A 15,999-nucleotide genomic window follows, 5' to 3' on the forward strand; every position below is an offset into this window, starting at 1 on the left:
AGCGAACAAAGGCGCCGGCCCGGAGCAGCGGGAAGGCATCGGGCGGGCCTGTCAAAAACGCCCGGGAGACGTCACATCCGGTCGAGCAGGGCGGCCCCGCGGGAGGGCGGGGCGGACGCCGGGGCCGGCCCGGCCGGCTCGGGGCGGCGCGAGCGGCGGTCAGGAGTGCGTCGCAGGAGACGCCAGAGCGCCACCCCGGCCAGCAGCGCCGCCGGGTGGCCGACCCCGGTCACCAGGTCCCGGTCACCGGCGATCTGCTCGGCGATCAGCGCACCCGCCACCCCGAGCGCGAGCAGCCGCCCGCGCGGCGACAGCAGCCCGGCCAGCGCGCCGAGGCTGGCCAGCACGCCGTAGCTGACGCCGATGTCCAGGTTGTCCAGCGCCCCGGCCTCCAGCCGCCCCGCGGCCACGGCGGCGATCACCACCGACTGGGAGAGCAGTGTGGCGGCGACGTGCCCGACGGCGAAGACGGCCGCCGCCCGGCCCGGCCCGACCCGCCGCTCCAGCGGCGCGACGGTGAAGGCGAAGGCCCAGAGGTACGGCATCCAGATCGTCCCGGCCACCCAGAAACCGCTGAACAGCAGGGCGCGCAGCGGGTGGTGCATCAGGTTGTGCCCGTCCGAGCTGGACGCTTCCTGCAGGCGCAGCACGAGGTCCGGGTCGGCGAGCTTGGCGAAGGTGGTGGTGGCTCCGACCACCGCGAGGTAGCCGAGCGCGAAGGGGTTGCGCCGGGGCGTCGGCACCCGGGCCAGCAGCCAGCCGGCAACTCCGGCCCGCAGCCCGTACCGCAGCATCCCGTAGGGCGGTCCGGCCCGTCCGGCACCCTCCCGCAGCCCCGCCATGCCGCCTCCGCTCCGACCCGCAGCAACCGGCCCCGTCGATGCCCAACGTACCGGCGCGCGCCGGAAATCCCACCCCCGTGAATCTTGTCGTGACCACGGTACGTCGCGGTTCTGGGAGTCCGCTGGGAAAACCCCGTGAAGACCGGTGAACGGCCGGATGGCCGGAACCCGGGACTTTGGTCCAGACCTTCCCTCTGTTTACGCACGAGTAGCCGCTCTGACCGGCGGCTTGGCGTCAACAAGTGTGCATACGTACCGTCACAGAGTGAAAAATCGCCGGGTAAGGTATCGGCCCGTGCCCACTCCCGAGTGGGCCCGAGGGCGGCCCGACAGCCGCCCCACGGGCCGGAAATGTCCGGTCCACCTGCCGGAAACCACCCGCGGTCCGTACGCTGCGAAGTGTGCGGAAACGGTGGGCAGTCCACACCTGCCCTCCGGTCCCCGCACGCACGAACGGGACGGCGGACCCGGCACAGTCCACGACGGAACAAGACTACGAGCGGAGCCCCGCCATCCCCACAGGTGGCCGGCCCGCAGCCCTGGGGGCGGTGGCGTGACCGTGACAGAAATTCAGCAGGACAACCAGAACAGCGGCGGCACGGTGAGCAGCCAGCGCAGAGTGCTGGTGGTGGAGGACGAGCCCACGATCGCCGAGTCGATCGCGGCCCGGCTGGGCGCGGAGGGCTTCAAGGTCGCCGTGGCCCACGACGGCCCCGGTGCCGTCGACGGGTTCCACACCTGGCAGCCCGACTTGGTGGTGCTCGACATCATGCTGCCCGGATTCGACGGCCTCGAGGTGTGCCGCCGGATCCAGGCCCAACGCCCGGTACCGGTCCTGATGCTGACCGCGCGCGACGACGAGACGGACCTCCTGGTCGGCCTCGGCGTCGGTGCCGACGACTACATGACCAAGCCCTTCTCCATGCGCGAGCTGGCGGCCCGGGTCAACGTGCTGCTGCGCCGCGTCGAGCGCGCCCAGCAGGCGGCCCGCACACCGGCGCTCGGCTCGCTGCGCTTCGGCGAGCTGGAGATCGACCACGTGCAGCGCCGGGTCCGGCTGGCCTCGGGCGACGTCCACCTGACGCCGACCGAGTTCGACCTGCTCGCCTGCCTGGCCGCCCAGCCGCGCGCGGTCCTCACCCGCGAGCAGCTGCTGGCCGAGGTGTGGGACTGGACGGACGCGTCCGGCACCCGCACCGTCGACAGCCACGTCAAGGCGCTGCGCCGGAAGATCGGCGCCAGCTGGATCCGTACCGTCCACGGCGTCGGATACGCGCTGGAAGCTCCGCTCTCGTAGCGGCGCCTCGGGCGACGGGCCTCCGGGGGGCCCGTGTCCCGAACCGCCCTGCGGCCACCTGAGGGATCACAGCACGCGGGGGATCACAGGGGACCAATGACCTTTCCACAGCAACGCAACGGGGACACCGACGGCACCCGGCGGCCCACACTGGCCGCCCGCGCCGCCCACCGGGTCTGGGCCGACATCCGGCCGCTCGACCCGGTCCGCTCGATCAAGGGCAAACTCGCCCTCCTGGTGATCGTCTCGGTCTTCCTGGCCACCGGCATGGTGGTCGTGGCGATCCGCTCCGAGACGCAGATCCGGATCATCATGATCTTCTCGATGATCGCGTCACTGCTCTTCATGCAGTTCCTCGCGCACGGGTTGACCGCCCCGCTGCGCGACATGACCGCCGCCGCCCGCGCGATGGCCTCCGGCGACTACAGCCGCCGGGTCGAGGTGAACTCGCGCGACGAGATCGGCGAGCTGGCGGCCACCTTCAACCACATGGCGGCCGATCTGGAGGCCGCCGACCGACACCGCCGCGAGCTGGTCGCCAACGTCTCCCACGAGCTGCGCACGCCCATCGCCGCGCTGCGCGCCGTCCTGGAGAACGTGGTCGACGGCGTGGTCCAGCCGAACCCGGCGACCCTGGGTGCCGCACTGGAGCAGACCGAACGGCTCGGCCGGCTGGTCACCCACCTGCTCGACCTCTCCAAGATCGACGACGGCGTGGTCGACCTGGACGCCCGGCCCTTCGAGGTGCGCGAGTTCCTGGACGGCGTGCTGCGCGGGGTCACCGTGGACGGCGCGACGGCCGGCGGGGCGTTCTCCCGGCGCGGGGACGTCCGCCTGGCGCTGGAGGTCAGCCCGGCCGGCCTGACCGGCGTGGCGGACCCCGAACGGCTCCACCAGGTGGTCGCCAACCTGGTCGACAACGCCTGCAAGCACTCCCCGCCCGGCGGCACCGTCACGGTCCGCGCCCGGCCCGGGGAGGGGCCCGGCGGGCTCCTGCTGGAGGTCGAGGACGAAGGTCCCGGCATCCCGCCGGCCGACCGCAACCGGGTCTTCGAGCGGTTCAGCCGCAGCGGCACCGCCACCGCCCAGGGGCCCGGCTCCGACGGCGGCACCGGCCTGGGGCTGGCCATCGCCCGCTGGGCGGTGGATCTGCACGGCGGGCGGATCGAGGTGGCCGAGGCCGCCCGGGGCTGCCGGATCGAGGTACGGCTGCCCGGCCCGCGCTGAGCGTGCTCCGGACCGTCATGTCACAGAAGCGACACAGACGTATACGGATCTTGGGAAGCGATTATGTCCGCTTTTGCCCCGAAATGGGGGCCGATCGGGCGTGATCGCTTCCCATCCGAACCGGCTTTCTAACGCACATTTTCAGCCAAACTGCAGGTCAGGACTGTGATCTGGGCGACGCCTGAGCCCTGGGGACTGCGCGATCACTGGTCAGGGGCGTAGCCTTAATCCCCGCTGTCCAAACATCCCAAAAGGAAGCGGAAGAGGGCGGTTGCCGCCGTGTCGCCACAGTCCCAAGAAACCCCCAACAGCTCGGCAAGCTCCACTGGCTTCGGCCCCAATGAGTGGCTCGTCGACGAGATCTACCAGCAGTACCTCCAGGACCCGAACTCGGTCGACCGAGCCTGGTGGGACTTTTTCGCCGACTACAAGCCCGGTACCGAGGTGACCCCAGTGACCCAGGCCGCGACCCAGGTCGGCCCCACGCCGACCACCGTTGCCGCCCCCGCGCCCGCCGCTGCCGCTCCGGCCGCGCCCGCCCCCGCCGCACCGGCCGCGCCAGCGGCCCCCGCGGCCCCGGCAGCCGCGCCGCTCGCCGCAGCCCCCGCCGCGCCCCCGGCGCCCAAGGCCGCCGCGGCGCCTGCCGCGCCCGCCGACGGGACCGGCCCCGAGCTGATCCAGCTCCGCGGCCCGGCCAAGGCCGTCGCCACCAACATGGACGCCTCGCTGGAGGTGCCGACCGCGACGTCCGTCCGCGCGGTGCCCGCCAAGCTGCTGATCGACAACCGCATTGTCATCAACAACCACCTGCAGCGCGCCCGCGGTGGCAAGGTCTCCTTCACGCACCTGATCGGGTACGCCCTGGTCCAGGCCATCAAGGCCGCGCCGGGCATGAACCACAGCTACCAGGTGAAGGACGGCAAGTCCTACCTGGTCAAGCCCGAGCACGTGAACCTGGGCCTGGCCATCGACCTGGTGAAGCCCAACGGCGACCGCCAGCTCGTCGTCGCGGCCATCAAGAAGGCCGAGACGCTCGACTTCTTCGGCTTCTGGCAGGCCTACGAGGACATCGTCCGCCGGGCCCGCGCCAACAAGCTGACCATGGACGACTTCACCGGCGTCACGGTCTCGCTGACCAACCCCGGCGGCATCGGCACCGTGCACTCCGTGCCGCGCCTGATGCAGAACCAGGGCACCATCGTCGGCGTCGGCGCCATGGAGTACCCGGCCGAGTTCCAGGGCTCCGCCCCGGAGACCCTCTCCCGCCTGGGCGTCTCCAAGATCATGACGCTGACCTCGACCTACGACCACCGCGTCATCCAGGGCGCGGCCTCCGGCGAGTTCCTGCGCGAGATCCACCGTCTGCTGCTCGGCGAGAACGGCTTCTACGACGAGATCTTCGAGTCCCTGCGGATTCCGTACGAGCCGGTCCGCTGGGCCACCGACGTCGCCACCACCCACGACGACGAGGTCAACAAGACCGCGCGCGTCATGGAGCTGATCCACTCCTACCGGGTCCGCGGCCACCTCATGGCCGACACCGACCCGCTGGAGTACAGGCAGCGCAAGCACCCCGACCTGGACGTCACCACGCACGGCCTCACCCTGTGGGACCTGGAGCGCGAGTTCGCGGTCGGCGGCTTCGGCGGCCAGAAGATGATGAAGCTCCGCGACATCCTCGGCCTGCTGCGCAACACGTACTGCCGCACCGTCGGCATCGAGTACATGCACATCCAGGACCCGACGCAGCGCAAGTGGCTGCAGGAGCGCCTGGAGAAGCCGTACACCAAGCCGGAGCGCGAGGAGCAGCTGCGCATCCTGCGCCGGCTGAACTCGGCCGAGGCCTTCGAGACCTTCCTGCAGACCAAGTACGTCGGGCAGAAGCGCTTCTCGCTGGAGGGCGGCGAGTCCCTCATCCCGCTGCTGGACGCCACCATCGACTCGGCGGCCGAGCACCGCCTGGACGAGGCCGTCATCGGCATGGCCCACCGCGGCCGCCTCAACGTGCTGGCCAACATCGTCGGCAAGCCGTACGGCAAGATCTTCGGCGAGTTCGAGGGCAACCTCGACCCGAAGTCGATGCACGGCTCCGGCGACGTGAAGTACCACCTCGGCTCCGAGGGCACCTTCACCGGCCTGGACGGCGAGACCATCAAGGTCTCGCTCGCCGCGAACCCCTCCCACCTGGAGGCCGTGGACCCGGTCGTCGAGGGCATCGCCCGGGCCAAGCAGGACATCCTGGACCAGGGCGGCACGACCTTCCCGGTGCTGCCGATCCAGATCCACGGTGACGCGGCCTTCGCCGGCCAGGGCGTCGTCGCGGAGACCCTGAACATGTCGCAGCTGCGCGGCTACCGCACCGGCGGCACCGTGCACGTCGTGGTGAACAACCAGGTCGGCTTCACCGCCGCCCCGGCGTCCTCGCGCTCCTCGATGTACTGCACCGACGTCGCCCGGATGATCGAGGCCCCGATCTTCCACGTGAATGGCGACGACCCGGAGGCCGTGGTCCGCGTCGCGCGGCTCGCCTTCGAGTTCCGCCAGGCGTTCCACAAGGACGTCGTGATCGACCTCATCTGCTACCGCCGCCGCGGTCACAACGAGGCCGACAACCCGTCGTTCACCCAGCCGCTGATGTACGACCTGATCGATAAGAAGCGCTCGGTGCGCAAGCTGTACACCGAGGGCCTGATCGGTCGCGGCGACATCACCATGGAAGAGGCGGAGCAGGCGCTCCAGGACTTCCAGGGCCAGCTGGAGAAGGTCTTCGCCGAGGTCCGCGACGCCGCCCAGACCCCGGCCCCGGCCGCCAACGGCAAGCCGCAGGCCGACTTCCCGGTCAACATCCAGACCGGCATCTCCCAGGAGATGGTCAAGCGGATCGCCGCCTCGCAGGTCAACCTGCCGGACTGGCTGACCGTCCACCCGCGACTGCTGCCGCAGCTGCAGCGCCGCGCGGCCTCGGTCGAGGACAACACCATCGACTGGGCCATGGGCGAGACCCTCGCCATCGGCTCGCTGCTGATGGAGGGCCACCCCGTCCGCCTGGCCGGCCAGGACAGCCGCCGCGGCACCTTCGGCCAGCGGCACGCGGTGCTGATCGACCGCAACAGCGGCGAGGACTACACCCCGCTGCTGTACCTGACCGAGGACCAGGCCCGCTACACCGTGTACGACAGCCTGCTGTCCGAGTACGCGGCGATGGGCTTCGAGTACGGCTACTCGCTGACCCGCCCGAACGCGCTGGTCATGTGGGAGGCGCAGTTCGGCGACTTCGTCAACGGCGCGCAGACCATGGTGGACGAGTACATCGCCTCCGCCGAGCAGAAGTGGGGCCAGCACTCCGGCGTCACCCTGCTGCTGCCGCACGGCTACGAGGGCCAGGGACCGGACCACTCGTCCGCCCGCCCGGAGCGCTTCCTGCAGATGTGCGCGCAGGACAACATGACGGTCGCGATGCCGACCCTGCCGTCGAACTACTTCCACCTGCTGCGCTGGCAGGCGCACAACCCGCACCACAAGCCGCTGATCGTCTTCACCCCGAAGTCGATGCTGCGTCTGAAGGCCGCGGCGAGTGCGACCGAGGAGTTCCTGTCCGGCTCGTTCCGCCCGGTCATCGGTGACACCACCGTCGACCCGGCGAACGTCCGCAAGGTCGTCATCACCGCCGGCAAGTTCTACTACGACGTGGAGGCGGCCCGCACCGATCGCGGCGTCACCGACACCGCGATCGTCCGGGTCGAGCGGCTCTACCCGCTGCCGGTGGCCGAGCTCCAGGAGGAGCTGGCCAAGTACGGCGACAACGTCCAGTTCGTCTGGGCGCAGGAGGAGCCGGCCAACCAGGGTGCCTGGCCGTTCATCGCGATGAACCTGGTCGACCACCTGCAGGTCGTCATCGGTCGCAGTGCCAACGGCTCGCGGCTGCGCCGCGTCGCCCGCACGGCCTCCTCGGCCCCGGCGGTCGGCTCGGCCAAGCGGCACGCCGCCGAGCAGCAGGCGCTGCTGGAGGAGATCTTCACGATCTGACGCCCCGCGTCCTGATCACGGCCCCGGCCCCCGCGCACACCGCGCGGGGGCCGGGGCCGTTCCGCTGCCGTCACGAGCTCCACGATGCCGCCATGCCAAGGTCGCAGCTCTGCAACCAAACCGGCACGGAAATGCGCGTCCGGCTGACGGCTCGATAGGTTATGCCTCGCCAGACCGCCGCCCGGGCGCCCGTCATCGCACTCGCGGCCGGCCGATGACCTCACCGCTCTCCCAGGGGGATCACCACATGACCGCCGACGCACCACGGGACGCCACCGCTGCACCGCTCCCGCCGGTCTTCCAGCCGCTCCACCCGGACGACCCGCGGGAGGTCGGCGGCTACCGGCTGTTCGCCCGGCTCGGCGCCGGCGGCATGGGCCGGGTCTACCTCTCGTACACGCCGGGCGGCCGCCCGGTGGCGCTCAAGGTCGTCCGCCCGGAGTTCGCCGAGGACGGCGAGTTCCGCCGCCGGTTCGCCCAGGAGGTCAGCAACGCCCAGCGGATCCACGGGCTCTACACCGCGCAGGTGATCGACTCCGGCGGCCTGGACTCGGACGCCCCCTGGCTGGTCACCGCGTACGTGCCGGGCCCGTCCCTCCAGCAGGTGGTGCGGGAGAACGGCGCGCTGCCGGTCCGCACCGTGCTGCTGCTGATGGGCGGCATCGCCGAGGCGCTCCAGGCGATCCACAGCGTCGAGGTGGTGCACCGCGACCTCAAGCCGGCCAACGTGCTGGTGGCCGGCGACGGCCCGCGCGTGATCGACTTCGGCATCGCCCGGGCCGCCGACGCCACCGCGCTGACCGGCACCGGCTACCGGATCGGCTCGCCCGCCTTCATGTCCCCCGAGCAGGCGCAGGGCCGCCCGGTCACCCCGGCCACCGACGTCTTCGCGCTCGGCGCGCTGGCGGCGTACGTGGCCGGCGGCACGGCTCCGTTCGGCGACGGCCCGGACACCGCGGTCCTGTACCGGGTGGTGCACGAGCAGCCCGAGCTGGACGCCGTCCCCGCCGACCTGCGCGAGCTGGTGCTGCGCTGCCTGGCCAAGTCCCCCGAGGACCGGCCCAAGCCCGCCGAGATCATCGAGATCGCCCGCAACCACCCGTCGGTCGGCGGACAGCTGCGGTTCACCGAGGACTGGCTGCCCAAGCAGGTCAACACCGAGATCACCCGCCGCTCGGACCTGCCGAAGACCCCGCCCACCCCGCTGCCGGCGGCCCCGCCCACCGTGCCCACCGCTCCCCCGGTCCCGGCCGGCCCGCCCACCGCGGCCACCGCTCCCCCGCAGCCGACCCACCCGGCGACCGCCCTCTCGTACAACACCCCGCCGCCGGCCGGCCCGCCGGCCGGGTTCACCCCGCCGCCGCTCGGCGCGTACGGCGCCCCGCAGCCCGCCACCGAGGCCCCGACCGGGCCGCTGCTGCCCTCGCCGCCGACCGTGCAGCTGCGCCAGGAGCCGCCGTCCTACGACACCCCGCCGCCCGGCCCGGTGGTGACGGACACCCCGGCGCCCGCGCCGGAGCCGAAGCGCAAGGGCGTCTCCTGGAAGGTGCTGCTGACCGTCGCCCTGGTGATGGCGGTCGGCGGCACCGCCGGCGGCGTGGTGCTGGTGAAGCAGATGGACAAGAGCGACAAGAAGGACGGCTCCGGCAACGCCGCCCAGCAGACCCCGGGCAACCAGCCCCAGCCCGCGCCCTCCCAGAGCGCGGACCCCGGGCCCGGTGACACGCCCAGCCCGTCGCCGAGCAAGTCCACCGGGAAGGTGACGGCCGCACCGTCCGCCTCGGCCAGCAACGGCGTGACCGCGCCGGCCCGCCCCGTCGGGTACTCCCCGCTGCTCGACAAGAAGCCGCTGGCCATCCCCGGCACCGAGGCCTACTACGACTCCTACCGGATCGACCTGGACGGCGGGACGGTCGTGCCGCGCGGCAACGACCTCAAGTGGGGCCTGGGGCTGAACGCCACCGGCAGCAGCAGCAAGGCCAACTCCTTCGTCACCGCGGGGGACGACAAGTCTGACTTCGCGGTGATCACCGAGTCGAGCGTGACTCCGGACCAGTGCGCCGTCGCCATCGACTCGCGGCCCGACACCGACCTGTCCTTCAACCGGGTCTCGCCCGGGCGCCTGCTCTGCATCCGCGACCGGATCACCCGCAACATCGCCATCGCGGTGGTCGAGGTCGCCGACGGCACCACCGGCGCCGTCAAGCTGACCGTGAGCACCTGGCGCGCCAGCTGACCGGGCCCCGCCCCGGACTATCCTGACCAGGTCGAATCCCCACCGGACCGGAGCGAACCGTGTACTTCACCGACCGCGGCATCGAGGAGCTGCAGAACCGGCGCGGCGAAGAGGAGGTCACCTTCGAGTGGCTGGCCGAGCGCCTGCGCGAGTTCGTCGACCTCAACCCCGACTTCGAGGTCCCCGTCGAGCGGCTGGCCACCTGGCTGGCCCGGCTCGACGACGAGGACGACGAGTGACGCGGTAGCGCACCACCGAAGGGCCCGGGAGGCAGCCGCCTCCCGGGCCCTTCGCGTGCTCCCCGTAGGGGGCGGGTCAGGGGCGGCTCCGGGTCCGCCTCCGGGTAGGACGCCCTTGACTTCGCCGTCACGCGATATATCGTCTTCAGGAGAGAACGCGATACATCGCGAGTCACTACGGGAGGCGGCAGAGATGAGCCAGTGGACGGTCGAGGGGCCCGACAGGATCACCATCGACGAGGAGGTCCGGACGCTCCAGGTACGGATCATCGACGGCACGGTGAACGTCGTCGCCGCCGAGGGCCCGGCCCGCCTGGAGGTCACCGAGCTGAAGGGCGAGCCGCTCCACGTCACCCTGGTCGACGGCGTGCTGACGGTCACCTACCAGGACCTCAGCAGCTGGAGCGACTTCGGCGACGTGCTCAAGTCGGTCGACTCGGTGAAGGGCTTCTTCTCCTCGTTCAAGCGCAAGCGGGTCGCCGCGGTCACCCTGACCGTGCCGGCCGCCACCGAGGTCAAGGTCGGCACCGTCTCGGCCGACACCACCATCTCCGGCTTCGCCGAGCACGTCTCGGCGCAGACGGCCAACGGCGACGTCACCCTGGTCGGCCTCGCCGGCCGGACGTCCGCCAACACCGTCACCGGCGACGTGGACGCCCAGTCGGTGGCCGGGCAGCTCAAGCTGAACACCGTCTCCGGCCGGCTCACCGTGGTCGCCGGCACCGCCGACAGGGTGCAGGCCAACGCCGTCACCGGCGCGGTCACCCTGGACCTCGACGTGGCCACCCCGACCGACATCAAGGTCACCACGGTCAGCGGCGCGGTCGGCGTCCGGATCCCCTCGCTGGCCGACACCAAGGTCCAGGCCGGCACCAACAGCGGCGACATCTCCAGCACCTTCGAGCAGCTCAAGGTCGGCGGCACCTGGGGCGCCAAGCGGCTCTCCGGCCAGCTCGGCGAGGGCAAGGGCAGCCTCGCGGTGACCACCGTCTCCGGCGCCGTCACCGTGCTGCGCCGCCCCGACGCCGAGGACGACGGCCCGGTCGTCGTCAAGGAGCTCCCGGCCGGCCTGGACCTCGGCAAGGGCCCGGAACAGCGGCCGGACCAGGGCGACGGCCCCGACCTCACCAAGGAGGCCTGACATGACCCCCGTCTTCGGCCACGGCCGGCTCCGTCTCTACCTGCTGAAGCTGCTCGACGAGGCCCCGCGGCACGGCTACGAGGTCATCCGCCTCCTGGAGGAACGGTTCCAGGGCCTGTACGCGCCCTCGGCCGGCACCGTCTACCCGCGCCTCGCCAAGCTGGAGCAGGAGGGCCTCGTCACGCACAGCACCGAGGGCGGCCGCAAGGTCTACCGGCTCACCGACGCCGGCCGCGCCGAGCTGGAGGCCCGCCGGGGCGAGCTGGACGAGCTGGAACTGGAGATCCACGACTCGGTGGCCCAGCTCGCCGGGGCGATCCGCGAGGACGTCCGGGACAGCGCCAAGGACCTCCGCGAGGAGCTCTGGGGCGCGGCGAAGCAGGCACCCCGGCCCGGGACGGCCGAGAGCGGGGACCCCTGGGCCGGCCCGTGGGGGGACAAGGAGGCCTGGCAGCGCGCCAAGGAGGAGTTCACCCAGTTCAAGAAGCACGCCAAGGAGCAGGCCAAGCGCGCCAAGGAGCAGGAGAAGGCGGCCAAGGCCAAGGCGAAGGCCGCCGAGGAGGAGGCCCGCCGGCTGCGCGAGCAGTCCCGGGCGGCGCGGACGGCGGCCCAGCAGGAGGCGCTGCGGATCAAGCGCCGGGTCGAGCAGCAGGTGCGCGAGCACGCCGCCCGCGGGGACTGGCCCACCGGGCTGGCCGAGGGGCTCTCCGAGCTGACCAGGGGCCTGTCCGGGCTGGCCGACTCGGCCCGCTGGGGCCACTCGGCGGAGGACGCCCCGCCGCCCGCCGAGAAGGTCACCGTCACCCGGATCGACCTGGACAAGGACGAGCCGGCCGGCGCAGCCCCGGCCGACCTGCCGCCGTGGACGGCCACCGACGCGGCCGGCGACCCTGCGCGGGAGCTGGAGCGGCTGCTCGACCGCTTCCGCGACCAGGTCCGCGACGCGGCCCGGGACGGCGGGGTGACGGCCGGCCGGCTGGCCGAGGCCCGCTCGGTGCTGGGCACGGCCGGCGAGCGGCTGAAGCGCCTGCTGGGCTGAGCCCGCCGCGTGGCCACGGGCCCGGCACTCCTCCCGGGGGGGGAGGGAGTGCCGGGCCCTACGCGTGCACGGCGCGGAACCCGCGGACCGCGGCCTCAGGGCGTGAGGACGATCTTCCCGAAGACGTCGCCCTTGGCAAGCCGGGCGAAGCCCTCCCGTGCCTCGGCCAGCGGCAGCACCGAGTCGATCACCGGACGGACCCCGGTGGTGGCGCAGAGCGAGAGCAGCCCCGCCAGCTCCTCCTTGCTGCCCATGGTCGAGCCGACCACCTTGAGCTCCAGGAAGAAGATCCGGTTCAGCTCGGCGGCCTTCGGGCTGGGGCCCGAGGTGGCCCCGGAGATGACGATGGTGCCGCCGGGGCGCAGCGACTTCACCGAGTGCGACCAGGTGGCGGCGCCGACCGTCTCCATGACCGAGTCCACCCGCTCGGGCAGCCGGGCACCGCTCTCGAAGGCGGCGTCGGCGCCGAGTCCGAGGGCCCGGGCGCGCTTGGCCTCGTCCCGGCCGGTGACCCAGACCCGCAGGCCGGCGGCCTTGCCGAGGACGATCAGCGCCGTCGCCACACCACCGCCGGCGCCCTGTACCAGGACGGTGTCACCCGGCTTCACCCCGGCGTTGGTGAACAGCATCCGGTACGCCGTCAGCCAGGCGGTGGGCAGGCAGGCGGCCTGCTCGAAGGAGAGTCCGGCCGGCTTGGGCAGCAGGTTCCAGGTGGGGACGGCCACCCGCTGGGCGAACGTGCCCTGGTAACGCTCGGTCAGGATCGAACGCGGCTCGGCCGGCCCGACGCCGTGTCCGGTCTGGCCGATCACCGAGTGGACGACCACCTCGTTGCCGTCCTCGTCGATGCCCGCGGCGTCGCAGCCGAGGATCATCGGCAGCCTCTCGGCGGGCAGGCCGACCCCGCGCAGCGACCAGAGGTCGTGGTGGTTGAGGCTGGCGGCCTTGACCGTGACCACGCTCCACCCGGGGCGCGCCTGCGGTTCGGGGAGTTCGCCCAACTCCAGCCCGCTCAGCGGGTCGTCGGCGTCGATTCGTGCGGCGTAGGCAGCAAACATGGTCCGGACGATAGCCGCGACAGCCGGAGCCCGGAACCACACGTCGGTGTGACGCGCGTCCCGGGCTCCGGCTCGGCTGTGCGATCTGCGGTCCGAACTGCTGCCGCTGGGTCCTAGCGGCGCGCCACGCCCTCGGCGCGGGCGGCCTCGGCGACGGCCTTGGTGACCGCCGGGGCGACCCGCTCGTCGAACGGCGAGGGGATCACCTTCTGCGGCGTCAGCTCGTCGGCGACCACGCCGGCCAGCGCCTTGGCGGCGGCCAGCTTCATGCCCTCGGTGATCCGGGTGGCCCGGACCTGCAGGGCGCCGGCGAAGATGCCGGGGAAGGCGAGCACGTTGTTGATCTGGTTCGGGAAGTCGCTGCGCCCGGTGGCGACGACCGCCGCGTACTTGTGCGCGACCTCCGGGTGGATCTCCGGGTTCGGGTTCGCCATCGCGAAGATGAACGCGCCCTCGGCCATGGTCGCCACGACCTCCTCCGCCACGGTGCCGCCGGAGACGCCGATGAAGACGTCGGCGCCGGCCAGCGCGTCGGCCAGCGAGCCCTTGATGCCGGTCCGGTTGGTCTGCGCGGCGATCTCGGCCTTGACGTCGGTGAGGTCGCCGCGGCCCTCGTGGACCACGCCGCGACGGTCACAGACCGAGACGTCGCCGATGCCGGCGGCCACCAGCATCTTGGCGATGGCGATGCCGGCCGCGCCGGCGCCGGAGATGACGGCACGCAGCGTGCCGATCTCGCGCCCGGTCACCCGGGCGGCGTTCCAGAGCGCCGCGGTGGTGACGATCGCGGTGCCGTGCTGGTCGTCGTGGAAGATCGGGATGTCCAGGGCGTCCTGGAGCCGGCGCTCGATCTCGAAGCAGCGCGGGGCGGAGATGTCCTCCAGGTTGACGCCGCCGAAGGAGGGTGCCAGCCGGACGACGGTCTCGACGATCTCGTCCACCTCGGTGCAGGCGAGCGCGATCGGGACGGCGTCGACCCCGCCGAACTGCTTGAACAGGATGGCCTTGCCCTCCATCACGGGCAGCGAGGCCTCCGGGCCGATGTCCCCGAGGCCCAGCACGGCGGTGCCGTCGGTGACGACGGCCACCGTGTTGGACTTCCAGGTGTAGTCGTTCACCAGCTCGGGCTGCTCGGCGATGGCCGTGCAGACCCGGGCGACGCCGGGGGTGTAGGCGAGGGACAGGTCGTCCGCGTCGCGCACCGGAACGGTCGCCCGGATCTCCATCTTGCCGCCGCGGTGGAGCGCGAAAACGGCGTCGACCGGATCGTCGGTGTCCTGAGTGCTGCTGTGGATGATCTCCGCTGCCACGATGACCTCTTCGTCATTGATCAGCGAGGACGAGGCCGACGGGCGGACGACCCGGCGGAAACTCGAAACCGGGTACGCCGAAGCGGACCCGGGGAGAGCGGGGTCGGGGCGCTGCCGTCGGGGCCGCGCCCTCGGGATGAGGGATTTTTCTTTCCAGTTGTCTGCGTCGTGCTTCCAGGCTGAGCGTAGGTCGGACGACGGCATCGCACCTATGCCGTTTCGTCCAACGTCATGTGCTTTTTTTCATTCGCTGTGCCGCCCCTTGACGGCACCCGGCGTCGGAAGCACCCGGTCCCGGTGGCGGCAGTCGCGTACGCACACACACCCGCAGGAGTGAACGCAGACACAGAGGGGAGCCGGTGCTTCGGATACGGAGTCCGCGTCGTGGACTTCCGTTCCTGCACACCCCGAGCCTGTCTCGACTCGGCGGTCTGGGTTCGATCGTCGGGGGTCACCCGGTAGCAGATTCTGACACACCCGCCGCCGGGCCCGGCAGGGAGGGATGGGAGGATCCCCTGGCCCGCCGTCTCGCGTACACCTCCGCGACACTGCGGCGCCACCTCGTCCCTCCCACAGGAGCACGCTCATGCACCACCGTCTCCACCCCCGACGACCGGCGATCGCCGCCCTCACCCTGGCCACAGCCGGAGCCCTGCTGCTGACCGGCTGCGGCGGCGACAACGAGCAGGCCACGAAGGACCCGGTGCAGGTGGTCCGCGGCATGGTCCCGAAGGCCCAGCGATCCGCCGGTGTGCTCCGGGTCGGCTCGGACCTCAACTACGCGCCGGTGGACTTCCGGGGCGCCGACGGCAAGCCGGACGGCATCGACCCGGACATCGCCAACGCCCTCGGCAAGATCCTCGACCTGCGGATCGAGATCGTCGACACCCCGTTCGACAAGCTGATACCGAACCTGCACGCCAAGCAGTTCGACGTGGCGATGTCCGCGCTCAGCGACATCCGCCAGCGCCGCGAGGGCGTCGACGACGGGGGCAAGCAGACCAACCCGGGCGTCGACTTCGTGGACTACTTCATCGCCGGCTCCTCGATCACCGTCCCGAAGGGCAACCCCAAGGGCATCCACACCCTGGACGACCTCTGCGGCCGTACCGTCTCGGTGCAGCAGGGCACCACCCAGGACGAGATCGTCGCCCGCCAGGTGACGGCCTGCACCCGGGCCGGCAAGCCACTCACCGTGCACAAGTTCGAAAGCGACGCCAAGGCGCTGGCCGAGGTGGCCTCCGGCGCGGCCGCGGCCGGCCTGAACGACTTCCCGGTGGCGGCCTACGCGGCGAAGACCACCGACGGCGGCAACCGCTTCGAGGTCACCGGCGCGCAGTCCAAGTCCAACCCGTACGGGATCGCGCTGCGCAAGACCGACACCGAGCTGCGCGACGCGATGTCCAAGGCGGTGGACCAGCTGATCCGCAGCGGCGACTACGACAAGATCCTCGCCAAGTGGAACGTGAGCGCGGGCGCGGCCCAGAACGCCGTGGTGAACGGCGGGATCTGAGCCCCGCCCAACCGCGCGGGCCGGTCGGATCCGGGCGGCCCGCGCGGGCGGCCCAAATCGCCCCGGTCCTC

At 71.9% G+C, this 15,999-nt stretch carries 11 protein-coding genes; 8 read left to right on the plus strand and 3 right to left on the minus strand.

Annotation, left to right across the window (positions count from 1 at the left end):
• Positions 1-71 precede the first annotated feature (71 nt).
• Positions 72-842: a rhomboid-like protein gene (locus OG286_RS15160; RefSeq protein WP_396320802.1), complete on the minus strand. Its 771-nt coding sequence runs from the start codon at positions 840-842 to the stop codon at positions 72-74.
• Between the two features lie 559 nt (positions 843-1,401).
• On the opposite strand from OG286_RS15160, the gene OG286_RS15165 reads away from it, so the two are divergent.
• The 7 genes from OG286_RS15165 to OG286_RS15195 all read left to right on the plus strand — a co-directional run bounded on the left by OG286_RS15165 (position 1,402) and on the right by OG286_RS15195 (position 12,047).
• The gene (locus tag OG286_RS15165) at positions 1,402-2,139 is read left to right on the plus strand and encodes a response regulator transcription factor (protein ID WP_209411241.1); all 738 of its coding nucleotides are present in this window, start codon (positions 1,402-1,404) and stop codon (positions 2,137-2,139) included.
• Positions 2,140-2,235: 96 nt separating this feature from the next.
• Entirely contained in the window at positions 2,236-3,366 is a 1,131-nt protein-coding gene (locus OG286_RS15170; RefSeq protein WP_396320801.1) for a sensor histidine kinase, read from the plus strand.
• 279 nt (positions 3,367-3,645) lie between these two features.
• Entirely contained in the window at positions 3,646-7,392 is a 3,747-nt protein-coding gene (locus tag OG286_RS15175) for a multifunctional oxoglutarate decarboxylase/oxoglutarate dehydrogenase thiamine pyrophosphate-binding subunit/dihydrolipoyllysine-residue succinyltransferase subunit (RefSeq protein WP_396320800.1), read from the plus strand.
• 247 nt (positions 7,393-7,639) lie between these two features.
• Entirely contained in the window at positions 7,640-9,628 is a 1,989-nt protein-coding gene (locus OG286_RS15180) for a protein kinase domain-containing protein (protein WP_396320799.1), read from the plus strand.
• Between the two features lie 59 nt (positions 9,629-9,687).
• Positions 9,688-9,867: a DUF6104 family protein gene (locus OG286_RS15185; RefSeq protein WP_396320798.1), complete on the plus strand. Its 180-nt coding sequence runs from the start codon at positions 9,688-9,690 to the stop codon at positions 9,865-9,867.
• 193 nt (positions 9,868-10,060) lie between these two features.
• Positions 10,061-11,008, plus strand: a complete 948-nt coding sequence (locus tag OG286_RS15190) for a DUF4097 family beta strand repeat-containing protein (RefSeq protein WP_396320797.1) — start codon at positions 10,061-10,063, stop codon at positions 11,006-11,008.
• A 1-nt stretch (position 11,009) separates the two neighbouring features.
• Positions 11,010-12,047, plus strand: a complete 1,038-nt coding sequence (locus OG286_RS15195; protein ID WP_405361330.1) for a PadR family transcriptional regulator — start codon at positions 11,010-11,012, stop codon at positions 12,045-12,047.
• A gap of 95 nt (positions 12,048-12,142) precedes the next feature.
• Here the strand turns inward: OG286_RS15195 and OG286_RS15200 are convergent, their stop codons facing one another.
• A complete protein-coding gene (locus OG286_RS15200; protein WP_396320795.1) occupies positions 12,143-13,105 on the minus strand; it encodes a zinc-binding dehydrogenase in 963 nt (320 codons plus the stop codon).
• A gap of 113 nt (positions 13,106-13,218) precedes the next feature.
• Positions 13,219-14,415: an NADP-dependent malic enzyme gene (locus tag OG286_RS15205; RefSeq protein WP_396320794.1), complete on the minus strand. Its 1,197-nt coding sequence runs from the start codon at positions 14,413-14,415 to the stop codon at positions 13,219-13,221.
• A 586-nt stretch (positions 14,416-15,001) separates the two neighbouring features.
• On the opposite strand from OG286_RS15205, the gene OG286_RS15210 reads away from it, so the two are divergent.
• Positions 15,002-15,928 (plus strand): ABC transporter substrate-binding protein, encoded by a 927-nt coding sequence (locus OG286_RS15210; RefSeq protein ID WP_396320793.1) that lies wholly within the window; start codon positions 15,002-15,004, stop codon positions 15,926-15,928.
• Positions 15,929-15,999: the final 71 nt, after the last annotated feature.

It is taken from the genome of Kitasatospora sp. NBC_00039 (genome assembly GCF_045160625.1).
GTDB lineage: Bacteria > Actinomycetota > Actinomycetes > Streptomycetales > Streptomycetaceae > Kitasatospora.

What these genes read in the sequence shown, in the direction of transcription:
- OG286_RS15160 (WP_396320802.1), bottom strand. Translation starts at nt 842, where the DNA reads ATGGCGGGGCTGCGGGAGGGTGCCGGACGGGCCGGACCGCCCTACGGG.
- OG286_RS15170 (WP_396320801.1), top strand. Translation starts at nt 2,236, where the DNA reads ATGACCTTTCCACAGCAACGCAACGGGGACACCGACGGCACCCGGCGG.
- OG286_RS15180 (WP_396320799.1), top strand. Translation starts at nt 7,640, where the DNA reads ATGACCGCCGACGCACCACGGGACGCCACCGCTGCACCGCTCCCGCCG.
- OG286_RS15190 (WP_396320797.1), top strand. Translation starts at nt 10,061, where the DNA reads ATGAGCCAGTGGACGGTCGAGGGGCCCGACAGGATCACCATCGACGAG.
- OG286_RS15195 (WP_405361330.1), top strand. Translation starts at nt 11,010, where the DNA reads ATGACCCCCGTCTTCGGCCACGGCCGGCTCCGTCTCTACCTGCTGAAG.
- OG286_RS15200 (WP_396320795.1), bottom strand. Translation starts at nt 13,105, where the DNA reads ATGTTTGCTGCCTACGCCGCACGAATCGACGCCGACGACCCGCTGAGC.
- OG286_RS15210 (WP_396320793.1), top strand. Translation starts at nt 15,002, where the DNA reads ATGCACCACCGTCTCCACCCCCGACGACCGGCGATCGCCGCCCTCACC.